Annotated in this window: 14 protein-coding genes; 11 read left to right on the forward strand and 3 right to left on the reverse strand. The window is 28.8% G+C overall.

Features of this window, described 5'->3' with window-relative positions; genetic code table 11:
- Positions 1-13 precede the first annotated feature (13 nt).
- On the forward strand, positions 14-952 hold the full coding sequence (locus J2Z76_RS16995) for an AEC family transporter (protein ID WP_209512296.1): 939 nt from the start codon (positions 14-16) through the stop codon (positions 950-952).
- Between the two features lie 45 nt (positions 953-997).
- Here the strand turns inward: J2Z76_RS16995 and J2Z76_RS11960 are convergent, their stop codons facing one another.
- Both J2Z76_RS11960 and J2Z76_RS11965 read right to left on the reverse strand, forming a co-directional pair.
- Positions 998-1294 carry a spore coat protein gene (locus J2Z76_RS11960; RefSeq protein WP_245210440.1) on the reverse strand — a complete coding sequence of 99 codons (297 nt, stop codon included), beginning with the start codon at positions 1292-1294 and terminating at the stop codon, positions 998-1000.
- A gap of 9 nt (positions 1295-1303) precedes the next feature.
- Complete coding sequence (locus J2Z76_RS11965) at positions 1304-1489, reverse strand: hypothetical protein (protein ID WP_209512297.1); 186 nt, start codon at positions 1487-1489, stop codon at positions 1304-1306.
- 228 nt (positions 1490-1717) lie between these two features.
- On the opposite strand from J2Z76_RS11965, the gene J2Z76_RS11970 reads away from it, so the two are divergent.
- The 4 genes from J2Z76_RS11970 to J2Z76_RS11985 all read left to right on the forward strand — a co-directional run bounded on the left by J2Z76_RS11970 (position 1718) and on the right by J2Z76_RS11985 (position 4748).
- Positions 1718-2440, forward strand: coding sequence for a TrmH family RNA methyltransferase (locus J2Z76_RS11970; RefSeq protein WP_209512298.1), 723 nt, complete (start codon positions 1718-1720; stop codon positions 2438-2440).
- 125 nt (positions 2441-2565) lie between these two features.
- The gene (locus tag J2Z76_RS11975) at positions 2566-3042 is read left to right on the forward strand and encodes a hypothetical protein (protein ID WP_209512299.1); all 477 of its coding nucleotides are present in this window, start codon (positions 2566-2568) and stop codon (positions 3040-3042) included.
- 306 nt (positions 3043-3348) lie between these two features.
- Positions 3349-3483 (forward strand): OadG family protein, encoded by a 135-nt coding sequence (locus tag J2Z76_RS11980; protein ID WP_209512300.1) that lies wholly within the window; start codon positions 3349-3351, stop codon positions 3481-3483.
- A 74-nt stretch (positions 3484-3557) separates the two neighbouring features.
- Positions 3558-4748, forward strand: a complete 1191-nt coding sequence (locus tag J2Z76_RS11985; RefSeq protein WP_209512301.1) for a sodium ion-translocating decarboxylase subunit beta — start codon at positions 3558-3560, stop codon at positions 4746-4748.
- Between the two features lie 92 nt (positions 4749-4840).
- On the opposite strand, the gene J2Z76_RS11990 is transcribed toward J2Z76_RS11985, so the two are convergent.
- Positions 4841-5320, reverse strand: a complete 480-nt coding sequence (locus J2Z76_RS11990) for a flavodoxin domain-containing protein (protein ID WP_209512302.1) — start codon at positions 5318-5320, stop codon at positions 4841-4843.
- Between the two features lie 336 nt (positions 5321-5656).
- Here J2Z76_RS11990 and J2Z76_RS11995 point away from each other — a divergent pair, with 336 nt between their 5' ends.
- From J2Z76_RS11995 to J2Z76_RS12020, 6 genes are all read left to right on the forward strand, one after another.
- On the forward strand, positions 5657-7378 hold the full coding sequence (locus J2Z76_RS11995; protein ID WP_209512303.1) for a methyl-accepting chemotaxis protein: 1722 nt from the start codon (positions 5657-5659) through the stop codon (positions 7376-7378).
- Positions 7379-7563: 185 nt separating this feature from the next.
- Positions 7564-8469, forward strand: a complete 906-nt coding sequence (locus J2Z76_RS12000) for an MBL fold metallo-hydrolase (protein WP_209512304.1) — start codon at positions 7564-7566, stop codon at positions 8467-8469.
- Between the two features lie 193 nt (positions 8470-8662).
- Positions 8663-9976, forward strand: coding sequence for a DEAD/DEAH box helicase (locus J2Z76_RS12005; protein WP_209512305.1), 1314 nt, complete (start codon positions 8663-8665; stop codon positions 9974-9976).
- A gap of 151 nt (positions 9977-10127) precedes the next feature.
- Positions 10128-11660 carry a glutamine-hydrolyzing GMP synthase gene (guaA, locus tag J2Z76_RS12010; RefSeq protein WP_209512306.1) on the forward strand — a complete coding sequence of 511 codons (1533 nt, stop codon included), beginning with the start codon at positions 10128-10130 and terminating at the stop codon, positions 11658-11660.
- A 324-nt stretch (positions 11661-11984) separates the two neighbouring features.
- Positions 11985-13034, forward strand: coding sequence for an ATP-binding protein (locus J2Z76_RS12015; protein WP_209512307.1), 1050 nt, complete (start codon positions 11985-11987; stop codon positions 13032-13034).
- Positions 13027-15243 carry a S8 family peptidase gene (locus J2Z76_RS12020; protein ID WP_209512308.1) on the forward strand — a complete coding sequence of 739 codons (2217 nt, stop codon included), beginning with the start codon at positions 13027-13029 and terminating at the stop codon, positions 15241-15243. Before J2Z76_RS12015 ends, J2Z76_RS12020 begins: the two co-directional genes overlap by 8 nt.
- The last annotated feature ends 54 nt before the right edge of the window (positions 15244-15297 follow it).

Raw genomic sequence — 15297 nt, forward strand, 5'->3', positions numbered from 1 at the left:
AAAGGATAGTGACGTGGAAAATTTAATATTCTCGATTAACGTAGTTTTACCAATGTTTTTAATTATGTGTCTAGGAGTTTTTTTAAGAAAAATTAATATATTTGATGACAAATTCCTTAAACCAGCTAATTCCTTTGTTTTTAAGGTTTTGTTACCAACATTATTATTTTATAACATTTATAGTACTGATTTATCGTATTCTTTTAATGGAAAACTTGTTATATTTGCAGTTGCTATAGTTTTAATAACTATTGCATTACTTTTTATAATTGTGCCTAGATTTGAAAAGAACAATAGAAACAGGGGTGTATTGATACAAGGTTTATTTAGGAGTAATTTTGTTCTTTTTGGAATTCCCATTTGCACAAATATTTTTGGAGACGTTGGTGCAGGAATTACATCAATGCTTATAGCAGTAGTTGTTCCTATGTATAACTTTTTCGCAGTTATAGTTCTTGATATTTATTCAAAAGATAAAATAGAAATTAAAAGTACAATTATTAGTATTATGAAAAATCCCATGATAGTGGGTTCTCTTTTAGGAATTGTATTTTCTTTATTAAATATAAAGCTTCCATCCTCATTAGAAAAAACAATTTATGATATTTCTAAAATTGCAACTTCACTTGCTTTGATGCTTCTTGGAGGAGAATTTAGAATAGGAAAATTATATAAAAATTTAAAAAATGTTTTAGTTGTATGTTTTGGTAAGCTTGTTTTGATTCCAATAGTTGTTTTTTCTATAGCAATTTTGTTAGGATTTAGGGGTGTTGAACTGGGGGCTTTACTAGCGATGGTAGCATCTCCTGTTGCGGTTTCAAGTTTTATTATGGCACAACAATACAATTCAAATGATGAATTAGCCGGACAAATTGTTTTTGTTAGTACAACGTTAAGTGCTTTTACTATTTTTGGTTTTATATTAATATTTAAATCAATAGGGTTATTTTAAAAACAAGCTGAGTTTGAATTCAGCTTGTTTGTGAGGATTATAACATTATTTTACTTGTTGAGAGTATTTTTGTTTTGCTTGAGATATCTTTTGTTGCTGTGCTTGACATAGTTGATACATGCCTTTGCTTTGAATTTCATTGAAAATATCTGCTTGCATTTTGTGGGTGTTGTTTAGAATTTGCATTAAATCACTTCTTAATTGAGGATTGGCACATTCGTTAACAAATGTGTTATAAGTTCCTGTTGATGATTTTTCTGTTGATAATGCTTCGTTGAGGACTTCTTTTTCTCCATAACTACTATTACTAGCCATATTATTATTATTTAAGTTTAAATTCATACTTACCTCCTAGTTCAAATGATTAAATAAAGTATTGAAGTGTTGTTGGTGTGTATTGGATATGTTTTGAAGTTTTTGTTGTAATGCTGTGTCTTGGACGTGACTAGTTAACATGTTGTATTTTTTTACATTTGCTTCCTCAAGACTTAATAAGTCTTCTAATGCAGATAACTCTTTCTCTGTTAAATTTGCCATTATAAAACCTCCTTTAATGCTATTAAATGTATCAATTAATAAATATCATCCTTAATAAATAAGGATTATATCATAATTGTATAAATCTATTATGTGATTTTAAAACAATATATATACACAAATTTTTTAGGAAAAAAATATATAAAAATGAAATGATTAAAAATAAAATTTGAAAATAACTGAGTATAATATTATAATGTAAATAAAAACAAGGAGATAGTCTTAATTATGGAAATATCTTTAAAAACATATAAAAAATCTTTTGAATATTCATATACATTTGGTATGTTTCCAACAATAGAACTAATCAGTACCAGACCTAGTGATGTAATTAAAATTTTAGTGAGTTCTAATTATAAAGTAGATTCTAGTTCGCTAAATATTTTTGAAATTTGTGAAAATAATAATATCAAAATAGAAGTAAATGATAAACAAATTAATCGTATAGGAGCTAAGGAAAATTGCTATGTAATAGGTGTTTTTAAAAAATACGAGTGCAATTTAAATTTTGATAAATCTCATATTGTACTTGTTAATCCTAGTAATATGGGTAACATGGGTACAATTATAAGAACTTTAACTGGGTTTGGGCTAAAGGATTTAGCGATAATCAGTCCTGGTGCAGATATATTTGACCCTAAAGTTATCAGAGCATCTATGGGATCAGTGTTTAGAATAAATTTTAAATATTTTGATAATTTTTCCGACTACCAAGTTACCTTCACAAAGAATAAGTTATATACATTTATGCTAGATGGAGCTATATCTTTGAAGGAATTAAATCATAATAAAAATGAAAATTTTAGCTTGGTGTTTGGAAATGAAGCAACAGGTCTTGATGAAAATTTTGCTAAGATTGGAACTAGTGTAATAATAAAACATACTGATGAAATAGATTCTTTAAATTTAACAATAGCTGCTGGAATCGCAATGTATGAATTTTGTAGTTAGCACTTTGAAAAAATTAAAAAAATGATATAAATAATCATCTTATTTTAAAAAAAACAGTAATAATAATTTTTAAATTACAGATAATATATTTGTAATAGCGATATTGCTAAATATAAACTGAAGGGATGATTATTATAAACAATTTTAGAAATAACAATCGTAATAATGAAAAAAGCGAAAATGGTTTAAATTCAAAGTCTAATAACCAAAATTTTAAAAATGAAAAGGAAGAACAAATGAAGAGAAATGAAATAAATAGTATTGTTAGAAACAATAATCTATTTAATAACAAAAACAACAACGATGATTTAAACAACAGAAACAACAACAACGATTTCAATAACAGAAACAACAATAATGATTTAAACAACAGAAACAATAACGATTTTAACAACAGAAACAACAACAATGATTTAAACAACAGAAACAACAACAATGATTTAAATAACAAAAACAATAACGATTTTAACAACAGAAACAACAATGATTTGAACAACAGAAACAATAACAATTCAAAAAACAGAAATAACAATAATGAATTTAATAATAAAAATCAAAATAATAGAAATAATGATAGTAATAACAACAATAAATTTAAGTAAAGTATAAATATAAAGGTTAAGCTTGTAAAATTATAGCTTAACCTTTTATATTGCAAATTAAACAATAAGTTCGAAAATCTCATGACTACAAAATAAAACTACTTGCAGCATTATTTATATGTTTATTTTATTAGAAATTAAAAAACTATTAAAATTAAGGATTATATATATATTAGATAATAAAATAATGAATTATAATTAAATTGTCTTGCAATTTAACAAAAAGGGTTGACTTTACTAAAGAAATTGTCTATACTACAAAAACAAGAGAATTTGTAATTATAATTATTGAATAGAGGTGAAAAAATGTATAAAGGATTAGAAATAGGCTTGTCTGAGGGCTTGGTAGTAACGCTTTTTAGCATGGGTGTTGTTTTTACTGCATTGATAGTAATATCATATTCAGTAGATTTAATGAAGAATTTGGTTTCAAAAAAATAAAATAATAATGCATTTATCCTCTTTGTATATAAAATTTTATGTATTGGTAGGGTAGTTATGAAGGGAGACAAACGATGTTTGAATTAATTAAGCAATTTTGGGCAGGTACAGGCTTTGCCAATTTATTTACTCTTACACAATTAGAGTTATTTGGGTTTAATGTAAACCTTCCAGGTAACTTAATAATGATTTGTATTGCATGTACGTTTTTATATTTAGCAATTAAAAAAGGTTATGAGCCATATTTATTAATACCAATAGCATTTGGTATGTTATTAGTAAATCTTCCATTAGCAGGACTTATGGATCACCCTGTTGGAGATCAAAACGGAGGGTTATTATATTACTTATATCAAGGAACTAATTTAGGAATATATCCACCACTTATATTTTTATGTATAGGAGCTGGAACGGATTTTGGGCCATTAATAGCTAACCCAAGAAGTTTATTGCTAGGAGCTGCAGCACAATTTGGTATATTTTTTACATTTTTAGGAGCTATAATACTTAATACTTCAGGAATAGTTGACTTTTCTGGAGCAGAAGCAGCGTCAATTGCAATAATAGGTGGAGCGGATGGACCTACGGCACTTTATTTAACAAGTAAGTTAGCACCACATTTATTAGGACCGATAGCAATTGCGGCATATTCATATATGGCATTGGTTCCAATTATTCAACCACCAATTATGAAAGCATTGACAACAGAAGAAGAAAGAAAAGTTAAGATGCAACAATTGAGACCAGTTAGCAAAACTGAAAAGATTTTATTCCCTATAGTAGTTTCAATATTTACTATACTATTATTACCTTCTTCAGCTGCTTTAATAGGTATGTTGATGCTTGGTAATTTATTCAAAGAATCTGGCGTTGTTCCAAAATTAACTGAAACAGCATCAAATTCACTATTATATATTGTAACTATAGCATTAGGAATTACAGTTGGAGCTAAGGCAAATGCAGTAGCATTTTTAAATACTAAAACATTAATGATATTATTCTTAGGACTTGCTGCATTTAGTGTAGGAACAGCGACAGGAATATTGTTTGGTAAAATAATGTATAAAACAAGCGGTGGAAAGATAAACCCACTTATAGGAGCAGCTGGAGTATCAGCAGTACCAATGGCAGCTAGAGTTGTTCAAAAAGAAGGACAAAAATACAATCCTTCAAACTTCTTGTTAATGCATGCAATGGGACCAAACGTAGCAGGTGTTATTGGATCAGCAGTAGCAGCAGGATTACTATTAATGTTCTTCAGTTAAGATAATATTGGTTTATATTATATAAATATATAAAAAACGAAGCATATAAAATTAATATGCTTCGTTTTTTAGTATTTAACATTTTGATTTATTTATAAAGACAATTCATTAACCATTTTTTCAATACTATCAGTATCAATTTCTGTAAGTTTACGGTTGTCAAGCTTGTAATTTTTAACTACTGTTTTCATAACTAATTTATCAAAAAATTTATAAGGTTTAACCTTTAATTTTCCGCCAAAGCATTCTATAGAAGTAGAATGATTAAGAAGCCTCTTGGGAAAATTATGTAATATATACTGGTTAGCTTTTTCAGGAAATGCACAACATAGATAAATTGATGTTCTTTTTTTTAGGAGTTCTTCAATATTATCACCAATAAAATTTTTTACATCAGAATGAATATAATTAAATCTTATACAGCTGCCAATAATAATTGTATCATACAAAGATAAATCAGGTTTTTTTCGGGATAGATTTATAACCTCAGATTCAGGTAACTTTTCATTTAAAATTTTAGCGCATGTTTCTGTTGTATTATTTTTACTTGCATATGCAATAAGAATACTCATTATTTTCTCCTGTTAAAAATTTTTCTAATTTGTGATTAAATCATTTTAATACATTGTTAGGTACCTTTAATATATAAAATCATACTTTGACTGCGGATAAATGTCAAGGAGATTTTTAATTGTTGAAAAGTATTAAATAAATATTCAGTTTTTCTATTTAAAGCGGAGTATTTGCTTATACAAAACTACGTTATTTCATAGTAAAACATTTGCCTATTTACAAATGAATAAAATAATGCTAAAATTATCTTTAGTGATATTTATAGAATCCATGAATAAAATGCAAAAAAGTATTTCTGGATGAGGTTCGGAAAAAATAGAAATGAGGTTAATAATATGATGTATTTATTAATTATTTTTGGAATAGTTATCCTTGTTGAAGCTTTAATCATTTATAAAGTTAGTAATAAAAACAATAACAGAAATATAATTGTTGAAACTAATAAAGAAATAGATAAGAAAAAGGATTTATCTGACAAGTACTTAAAACTAATAAGTAGATTTTCATTTTCCGTAGATGAAATATATATGGAAATGAAAGAAATATCTCATAAGGTTGAGGGTGTTATGTCAGAATCTGAAGAACAGGCTTCAAATATGATTTCTATATCTGGCGTAGTAGAAGATATTTATAACAATGTTGAAATTAATCTTACTAATTCAGAAGCGTCCTCTGAAATATCAAAAAAAAGTCATGAAGAGTTATATGCTAAGATTATTGGACTTAAAGAAAACATTGATGAGCTTTCAAGTGTTAGAAGCTTACTAAATGAAACAAGCAGTTCAATTGTAGTTTTAGAGGATAAAACTTTGAGTGCAGAATCTTTAATTGGTCGAATAAATAATATTTCCTTGCAAACTAATTTACTAGCTCTAAATGCTTCTATTGAAGCAGCTAGAGCTGGTGAATATGGAAAAGGTTTTTCTGTAATTGCGGATGAGATAAGGAAATTAGCAGTTGAAACAAGTGAGGTAACCAATGTTATATCTGAAATTATAAAAGAGTTAAGAGACTCATTTATGAATACTAAAGATGGTTTAATTGATGTTCTTGATAAAATTGAAGAACAAACAATAAGTATAGATAAAAGTATAGGTAGCTTTGAGAATGTTGAAAAAATTTCTAAAGAATTGCATAGTAAAACTAATGACATATCATTTAATTCTAAAAAGGTAGTAGAACAGATTTCTAATCTTAAAGAATTCATTAATTCTATAATATTATCTGTTGAATCAGTAACAAAATCGATTGTAGATGTAAATCAGTCTGTTGTAGAAGAAACTAAATCGGTAGACAACTTAAATGGTAATATAAGTAAATTTGAAGAAGTAAACTTTGAATTTTTAGAATTAGTAAAACAAGAGAATTCTAGTAAAAAAATTATAGTAGCAACTGCTCCGTATGAGCCGTTTATAATTTATGATAGTGAGAAGGATACTGTTTCGGGAATTGATGTTGATATAATCAATAAAATATATTCTGATTCAGGTTATCAAATAGAGTATAAAATTGTACCATGGGATACTTCTATCAATATGCTAAAAAATGGATTAGCGGACATTATTCCAACGATAGCAATAAACAAAGAAAGGGAAGAATTTTTAAATTTCAGTATAAATTATAGAACCGAAAGCAAATATAACTTTTATACAAGTAAAGAAAATAATATTTCTATTGAAAGCATAAAAGATTTAAGCAATAAACGAGTAGGGGTTTTAGCAGGATATACTTATTATTCTGATTTTGATAAAAATGGTACATTCCATAGGGATTTTAGTGTTAAGGAAGAAATAATGTTAAAAAAATTATTGAAGGGTCAAATTGATGTAATTATTTTAAACTCTTATTCTGGTGATTACATAATTAAAAAAATGAGACTTGGTAATAAAATTAAGTTAGAAAATTATAAACATGTAGAAGCGGATACTACAGAAACTAGATTAGGTTTTTGCAAGATTAAAAATAATAAAGAGGCTATTGATTTGTTTAATAAAAAATATTTTGAGTTAGAAAATGATGGTACAATAAAGAAAATAACAAAAAAATATTTAGTTTAAAAAATTCAAATACTTCAATATTTGTAAATTGTTACTAGAAATAGCTAGTAGGTTCAATTAAAAGAGCCTACTTTTTTGTTTTAAATTGAGTAATAAACATTGGAATTTATATAAATACATTGTATAATGTACTGATAGATAAATGAAAATAACATTTAAATTATATCAAGAGGTTAATATTAAAGATGAAAATATACAATATAAAAGGAAATACATATTATTTTGAAACAAAATTTGCATATATGCCATTTTATAAAATCAATGAAAATGAAATAATTATGCTTGATTCAGGATCATATGATATGGATGAAAAAGTTATAAAGGAATTAATTTCACAATACAAATTTATTGTTAAAGCAGTAATATGCACCCATGCACATATTGACCATGTAGGAAATAATTCTTGGCTTAAAGAAAAATATAATACTGAAATAATAATGCCTGAATATGAAAGTATGACATGCAATTCAATGCATAATATTAGAGCATATCGGTTACCTTCCATTACAAAACGAATGGAAAAAAGATTAGAAACAAATATAAGTATGACGGATAGAAAAATATCTGATAAAGATAAATTTGTTGAAGTTTGTGAAAGGAAATTTGAGATAGTTCAGTTGTATGGACATACACATTACCACATAGGAATAATTACACCTGATGATGTTTTTTATATAGGAGATTCTCTCATGGGAAGAGATGAATTAAATGATACTAAAATAGTCTATATTGACGATATAGCGATAGATCTTGAAACAAAAGAAAAACTTAGGCGAATAAAATGTGATAAATATATTTTAGCACATAAAGGAATATATGATGATATTAATCAGATTATTGATGACAATATAGACTATTTGGAAAATCATATGAAACTAATTATAGAAATAATTAAAAAACCTATGACAATGAGTGAAATTTTACAAAAAATATTTAAAAAATTAGATATAAGTAATAATGTCAGCACATATATTCTTGCTGAAAAGATGATTAAACCATATATTTATTACTTGATTGATAATGGTGTTGTTAAAATAGAAGTCATTGATAATTCATTGAAATATAATTTTAATAAACATAATGCCATATAATAGATGATATTACTTAAAAACAGTGCCAAAAGTAAATTTTCATGCGTAAAATTAGTAATTATATTGCTTTTTAAGTGATATTAAGTTAATATAGTACAATATAGATAAATAAAAATCGGATTCTGAAATAAGTTTAAATAATTTGCAATTATTATGCAGATTTTGGAATAAAGAAAAGAGAAAAATATAAAATATGAAATTTGAAAATTTAAATTTAATTGAACCAATCTTAAAAGCCTTAAATGATGAAGGATATGTGAGCCCATCTCCTATACAGGAGCAATCCATCCCATCGGTTATTGAAGGAAGAGATTTAATTGGTTGTGCACAAACAGGAACTGGAAAAACAGCAGCATTTGCGATACCAATTATACAAAAAATACATGAACAAAAAAACAAAGGCTCAAAACGACAAATACAATCCTTAATATTGACCCCAACCAGGGAACTAGCAGTACAGATTAAGGATAGTTTTATCTCATATGGCCGATATACAAATTTGAAATATTGTGCAATATTTGGAGGCGTTTCACAAAAACCACAGACGGAAGCATTGAGAAGAGGTGTGGATGTTTTAATAGCTACGCCTGGTAGACTTAATGATTTAATAAATCAAAGACAAGTTAATTTGCAAAATGTAAAAATGTTTGTTCTTGATGAGGCAGATCGTATGCTTGATATGGGATTTATACATGATGTTAAAAAGATAATTTCATGCATACCACAAGAAAGACAGACATTACTTTTTTCAGCAACAATGCCATCTGAGATTACAAAACTAATAAATAAAATATTGATTAATCCAGTTAAGGTTGCAGTTACACCTGTATCATCAACAGTTGACATAATAAAACAATATGTATACTTTGTAGATAAGGTAAATAAGAAAAATTTGTTGGTGCACCTTTTGAATAACAGTGATATAACATCGGCATTAGTTTTCACTCGAACAAAGCATGAGGCTGACAAAGTTGTAAAAATTCTAGAAGCAAGCAAAATAAAATCACAGGCAATCCATGGAGATAAATCTCAGAATAATAGACAGGCAGCTTTGAATAGTTTCAAAAAAGGTGAAATAAGAGTTCTTGTAGCAACTGATATAGCAGCTAGAGGAATAGATATTGATGAATTATCACATGTAATAAACTATAATTTACCAAATATGCCAGAAACCTATGTTCATAGAATAGGTAGAACAGGTAGAGCAGGTCTCGGCGGAACCGCTATTTCATTTTGTGAATATGAAGAAAAACCATATTTAAAAGATATACAAAAGCTTATAAACAAAAATATTACAGTAGTAGATGACAATCCATATCCTATGATAATTAACTATGTTGTACCAAAAAATGAGAAACAATCACGTAGACAAGTTATTGCGAGAGTAGAAAATGATAGAAACAAGCATCAGAGAGATGCATCAAAAAAGAATTCATTTACTTCTAAAGGTAAGGGAAACAAAACGAGTTCTAAAAAACCATACTCTAGAAATAGTAGAAATGGTTAAGACGTATTATTGCTTGTTTACGCAGTTACAAGTAATATAAAATTCAAATATAAAAACTAATTATATAATTGACAATGAGAATATTTTTTGATAATCTCATTGTAATTAAAATTGTCAAATAGGTAAATATTTATTTATAAAGGAGAATAATATGATATTAATAGTTGATTTTGGCGCACAGTACAGTCAGCTTATTGCTAGAAGAGTAAGAGAAGCGAAGGTCTATTGTGAGATAATTCCATATACTTATTCAATTGAACAAATCAAAGAAAAAAATCCTAAAGGGATAATACTTTCAGGTGGACCAGCAAGTGTTTATGTTGAAAATGCTCCAAAAGTTTCAAGTGAAATTTTCAACTTAGGGATTCCAGTTCTAGGTATATGCTATGGAGGACAATTTATAGCTCAGGAATTTGGAGGAAAAGTTAAAAGGGCCGATTCAAGAGAATACGGCAGGGTAAAGCTTGAAATTAATTTGAATGATGGTTTATTTAAAGATATAGAACAAGATTCGCTTTGCTGGATGAGCCATACAGATTATATTGAAAAAGCACCAGAAAATTTTGAAATAACTGCTAAATCAGAAACATGTCCGGTATGTGCTATGAAAAATGAAGAAAAGAAAGTATATGCGTTACAGTTCCATCCAGAGGTTGAACATACAGAAAAAGGAAGAGAAGTTATAAATAATTTTCTTTACAATGTATGCGATTTAAAAGAAGATTGGGACATGGGAGATTACTGTCAAGAATCAATCGACAAAATTAAAGCGCAGGTAGGCGACAAAAAGGCATTATGTGCAATGTCTGGTGGCGTAGATTCATCAGTTGCAGCTGTTATGGTTCACAAAGCAATAGGTTCAAATTTAATATGCGTATTTGTAGACCATGGACTCCTTAGAAAAGATGAAGGAGACGAAGTTGAAAGAGTATTTAAAGACAAATTTAATATGAATTTAATTAGAGTTAATGCACGGGAAAGATTCCTAGGAAAATTAGCAGGAGTAACAGATCCAGAAACTAAGAGAAAAATTATAGGCAATGAATTTATTAGAGTCTTTGAAGAAGAAAAACAAAGACTTAAAGAAGAATTTGGACATATAGATTATTTGGTTCAGGGTACTATTTACCCAGATGTTATAGAAAGTGGAACTGCGACAGCTCAAGTAATTAAAAGTCACCATAACGTTGGAGGACTTCCTGATGATGTTGATTTTGAACTATTAGAACCATTAAGACAACTATTTAAGGATGAGGTTAGACAAGTTGGAAGAGAGCTTGGAATTCCAGAGGAAGTAGTTGAAAGACAACCATTCCCAGGACCAGGTCTAGCTATAAGAGTTCTAGGAGAAATTACAGAAGAAAAGCTGAAAATAGTTAGAGATGCAGACTTTATATTCAGAGATGAAATAAAAAAAGCAGGACTCCAAAACAAAATTTGGCAATACTTTGCTTGCTTACCTAATATAAAAAGCGTAGGAGTTATGGGTGATGTTAGAACATACTCACACACAGTAGCCTTAAGAGCAGTAACATCTTCAGACGGAATGACATCAGATTGGGCAAGAATACCATACGATGTGTTAGAAAAAGTATCAAACAGAATAGTAAACGAAGTGGACAATGTAAATCGTATAGTGTACGACGTTACAAGCAAGCCACCTTCAACTATTGAGTGGGAATAGTAAAATTAAAGCGTCAAACCCTTATGTTTAAAGGGTTTGGCGCTTTTTTAATGTTTGGATGATATTAAATTGATATTGAATTTATTAGAAAAAGTTATAAGAGAATTCTTTCGATTTGTGACGGTAATGACGATGATGACAGTGATATAGCCCAAGATTTTGGCGTCATTTAGGGGATGATTAAAGATGGCCATAATAAGTTTTGGTAAAAAAGAGATTGAAGATTTAGAAAAAGAAAATCAATTGCAAAAATAAAAAAAGATATTTGTCTCAAATGTTGACATAGCGTCCCAAAGTGATATAATTGTATTAGAGGTGATAATAATGAAGAAGAAAAACGTTTTAAACTTAATTAAATATTATTCAGAAAAAAATGATACAGCATTTAGAAATGAGGCATACGAGATAGCCAAGTATTTTGATGAAATTAATAATTACCAGCTATCAGAATATATCATGGGGTTACTTTCAAATACTAATACATTTTCTCCGCAGGTAGATGATTCTAAAAGTCACTATTTTAGAAAGGTGGAGACATCTTCAGAGTCATTACCTTTACCTGAAGAAATTAAAAATGATGTTTTAGGAATAGTGAATGCAGTTGGGCATAACGTTGGAATTAATAAATTCCTATTTCAAGGACCACCAGGAACTGGTAAGACTGAATCAGTGAAACAAATAGCTAGAATCCTTGATAGAGAGCTATTTGCTGTTGACTTTAATCAGGTTATTGATAGTAAGCTTGGACAGACTGGGAAGAATATAGCGGAGTTATTTGATGAAATTCAAGAGGTCCCTAATCCGGAAAAAGTTGTTGTTCTTTTTGATGAAATTGACATTTTAGCCGTTGATAGAATAAACTCAAATGATTTACGTGAGATGGGAAGAGCCACATCTTCAGTACTTAAAGGGCTTGATTCTATTAATAATAAGGTGATAATCATTGCGACTACAAACTTATTTAATGCTTTTGACAAAGCATTAATTCGTAGATTTGATTCTGTAGTAGACTACGGAAGATATTCACGAGAGGACTTAGTTGAAATTGCAGAGATTATTCTGAATGAGCTTTTGCCGAAGTTCAAATCAGCCGGAAGAAATATGAGGTTGTTTAAAAAAATTATTGGTACCATGGATAATATTCCGTATCCAGGCGACCTTAAAAATATGATTAAGACTTCTCTAGCATTCAGTAATCCAAATAGTGAATTTGACTATTTAATAAGATTATATAAGTCGGCATTAGGTGAGCAGAAGCTTGACATTATTGACTTGCATGCTAAAGGATTTACGCTTAGGGAATTGGAGCTACTTACAGGAGTTTCAAAAAGTCAAATCTCTAGAGAAATAAAGGAGATATCTGCAAATGAATAGTTTATTACAATTAAAAGGAAGATTTGAACAGGCAAAAAATAGTTCAACACCTGCTTCTAGTAAACTTCCATCAGGACATCATGTAAAAATGGAAAAGTTACAGAGTTTGACTAGAGATTTGATTAGACTTAAACGATTTTGGGAAAGTGAAGATATAATTCCAGGTGCATTGGTCAGTGTATATTATAATAAAGTAGCAGCAAAAAGTAATCGTATTAAAGCTCTTTTATCAAAAAGTAGAGTTACAGCTAATAGCTCAATAGTAGGAGCGAGATTTTCTGATGATGGATCACCAAAACATATAATAACACATTATGTCTCAATGGATCTAATAGATAAATCAATCACATTGCTACAAAAAAGTGTAGATATATTGTCTGACGAGTTTAAAGGGGTAATAACTTATGATGATATAGTAGGGATAAATGAGAAGAAGATATTCTTAAAATCTGAAGAACTCGCACGAACCACTTTTGTAAATGTTATTGTAGATGCGTTTTATGTAAATAAATTTGATATACTTGTTGAAACAGAAGAGATAAAAGATGAGTCAATCATAACTATATATAAAACAGATATCAAAGCAACAAATATTATGGAAAAGATTGGGATTCAGTTGCATTTTACAAGAGTTATAGATGATACTACTATTTTATTAAGACCAGATGAATTAAGAACTCTTTTGAGTAAAGCGCCGTATTTAATTTCTATGGCTGTTACTGATTTGACAAAGCTTGACAGCGAAGATTTCGATTTTGCTGAAGAAAGTTTGATTAAAATCCCTAGTCCGACTACTGAACCGTTTATTGGTGTGATAGATACAATGTTTGATCAAAATGTCTATTTTTCAGATTGGGTCGAATTCAAAAATATGTTACCAAGTGAAATAACTTTATCACCAAGTGATTATAACCATGGAACAGCAGTATCGTCTATCATTGTAGATGGACCAGCATCAAATCCCAAGTTAGACGATGGATGTGGCAGGTTTAGAGTGAGACATTTTGGAGTTGCGGCAGGTAATCAGTTTAGTTCCTTCACGATTTTAAGAAACATAAATGAAATAGTATCAAATAATAAAGATATTAAAGTTTGGAACTTATCTTTAGGTTCAAAACTTGAAATAAACCAGAATTTTATATCCCCTGAGGCTGCTATATTAGATAAGATTCAATATGAGAATGATGTGATATTTGTAATTGCAGGGACTAATAATTCAAATTCAGATAAGAACTTAAGAATTGGTGCTCCTGCAGACTCAATAAATTCTGTTATTGTAAATTCAGTAAAAAATGATGGGCAACCTGCATCTTACACTCGAAAAGGACCAGTTTTATCATTTTTTACCAAACCTGATGTTAGTTATTATGGTGGAGATACAGGAGAGTACATAAGAGTTTGTACACCTACAGGTGAGGCTTTTGTGAGAGGTACTTCTTTTGCTGCTCCTTGGATTTCAAGAAAATTGTCATACTTAATTGATGTACTAGGTTTGAGTAGGGAAGTAGCAAAAGCATTATTAATCGATTCTTCAACTGGGTGGAATGAGGATAAAGGAAATCTATTATTGAGTGGGCATGGAGTTGTGCCTATAAAGATTAGCGATATTGTAGAATCTCAAGATGATGAAATTCAATTCGTTTTATATGGTGTTTCAGAGGAGTATGATACTTACAACTATAATATTCCGGTTCCAATAAATAAAGAGAAGCATCCATTTATAGCCAAAGCGACTATGTGCTATTTCCCAGCATGTTCTAGAAATCAAGGAGTTGATTATACCAATACAGAGTTGGATATACAGTTTGGTAGATTAAAAGAAAATGGTATAAAACCAATAAATAATAACTATCAAAGCGCTGATACGCAACATCACACCTGGGAAGAAGATGCTAGGAAATATTTTAGAAAATGGGATAATGTGAAACATATCAGAGAAGTTTATAATCCTAGTGGACGTGCAAAAAAAGCATATGATAAAGGGATATGGGGATTAAGTTTAAAAACCAAAGAGCGTTTAGAACAGAAATGTGGAGTAGGTTTAAAATTTGGGATTGTAGTTACTTTAAAAGAAATTGATGGTGTAAATCGTATTGATGAGTTTATTAAGAACTGTGCACTAAGAGGCTGGTTAGTGAATAGGATTGATATCGAACAACGAATTGACATTTATAATATAGCTGAAGAAGAAATTGATTTCAGTGAGTAAATGAAGTTTCCTTTATTCACCAATTTAGTATATAATATTAACATAGGGAAAGCA

Source organism: Sedimentibacter acidaminivorans (assembly GCF_017873955.1).
Lineage (GTDB): Bacteria > Bacillota > Clostridia > Tissierellales > Sedimentibacteraceae > Sedimentibacter > Sedimentibacter acidaminivorans.

What these genes read in the sequence shown, in the direction of transcription:
- J2Z76_RS11960 (WP_245210440.1), bottom strand. Translation starts at nt 1,294, where the DNA reads ATGAATTTAAACTTAAATAATAATAATATGGCTAGTAATAGTAGTTAT.
- J2Z76_RS11965 (WP_209512297.1), bottom strand. Translation starts at nt 1,489, where the DNA reads ATGGCAAATTTAACAGAGAAAGAGTTATCTGCATTAGAAGACTTATTA.
- J2Z76_RS11970 (WP_209512298.1), top strand. Translation starts at nt 1,718, where the DNA reads ATGGAAATATCTTTAAAAACATATAAAAAATCTTTTGAATATTCATAT.
- J2Z76_RS11975 (WP_209512299.1), top strand. Translation starts at nt 2,566, where the DNA reads ATGATTATTATAAACAATTTTAGAAATAACAATCGTAATAATGAAAAA.
- J2Z76_RS11980 (WP_209512300.1), top strand. Translation starts at nt 3,349, where the DNA reads ATGTATAAAGGATTAGAAATAGGCTTGTCTGAGGGCTTGGTAGTAACG.
- J2Z76_RS11985 (WP_209512301.1), top strand. Translation starts at nt 3,558, where the DNA reads ATGTTTGAATTAATTAAGCAATTTTGGGCAGGTACAGGCTTTGCCAAT.
- J2Z76_RS11990 (WP_209512302.1), bottom strand. Translation starts at nt 5,320, where the DNA reads ATGAGTATTCTTATTGCATATGCAAGTAAAAATAATACAACAGAAACA.
- J2Z76_RS11995 (WP_209512303.1), top strand. Translation starts at nt 5,657, where the DNA reads ATGATGTATTTATTAATTATTTTTGGAATAGTTATCCTTGTTGAAGCT.
- J2Z76_RS12000 (WP_209512304.1), top strand. Translation starts at nt 7,564, where the DNA reads ATGAAAATATACAATATAAAAGGAAATACATATTATTTTGAAACAAAA.
- J2Z76_RS12005 (WP_209512305.1), top strand. Translation starts at nt 8,663, where the DNA reads ATGAAATTTGAAAATTTAAATTTAATTGAACCAATCTTAAAAGCCTTA.
- guaA (WP_209512306.1), top strand. Translation starts at nt 10,128, where the DNA reads ATGATATTAATAGTTGATTTTGGCGCACAGTACAGTCAGCTTATTGCT.
- J2Z76_RS12015 (WP_209512307.1), top strand. Translation starts at nt 11,985, where the DNA reads ATGAAGAAGAAAAACGTTTTAAACTTAATTAAATATTATTCAGAAAAA.
- J2Z76_RS12020 (WP_209512308.1), top strand. Translation starts at nt 13,027, where the DNA reads ATGAATAGTTTATTACAATTAAAAGGAAGATTTGAACAGGCAAAAAAT.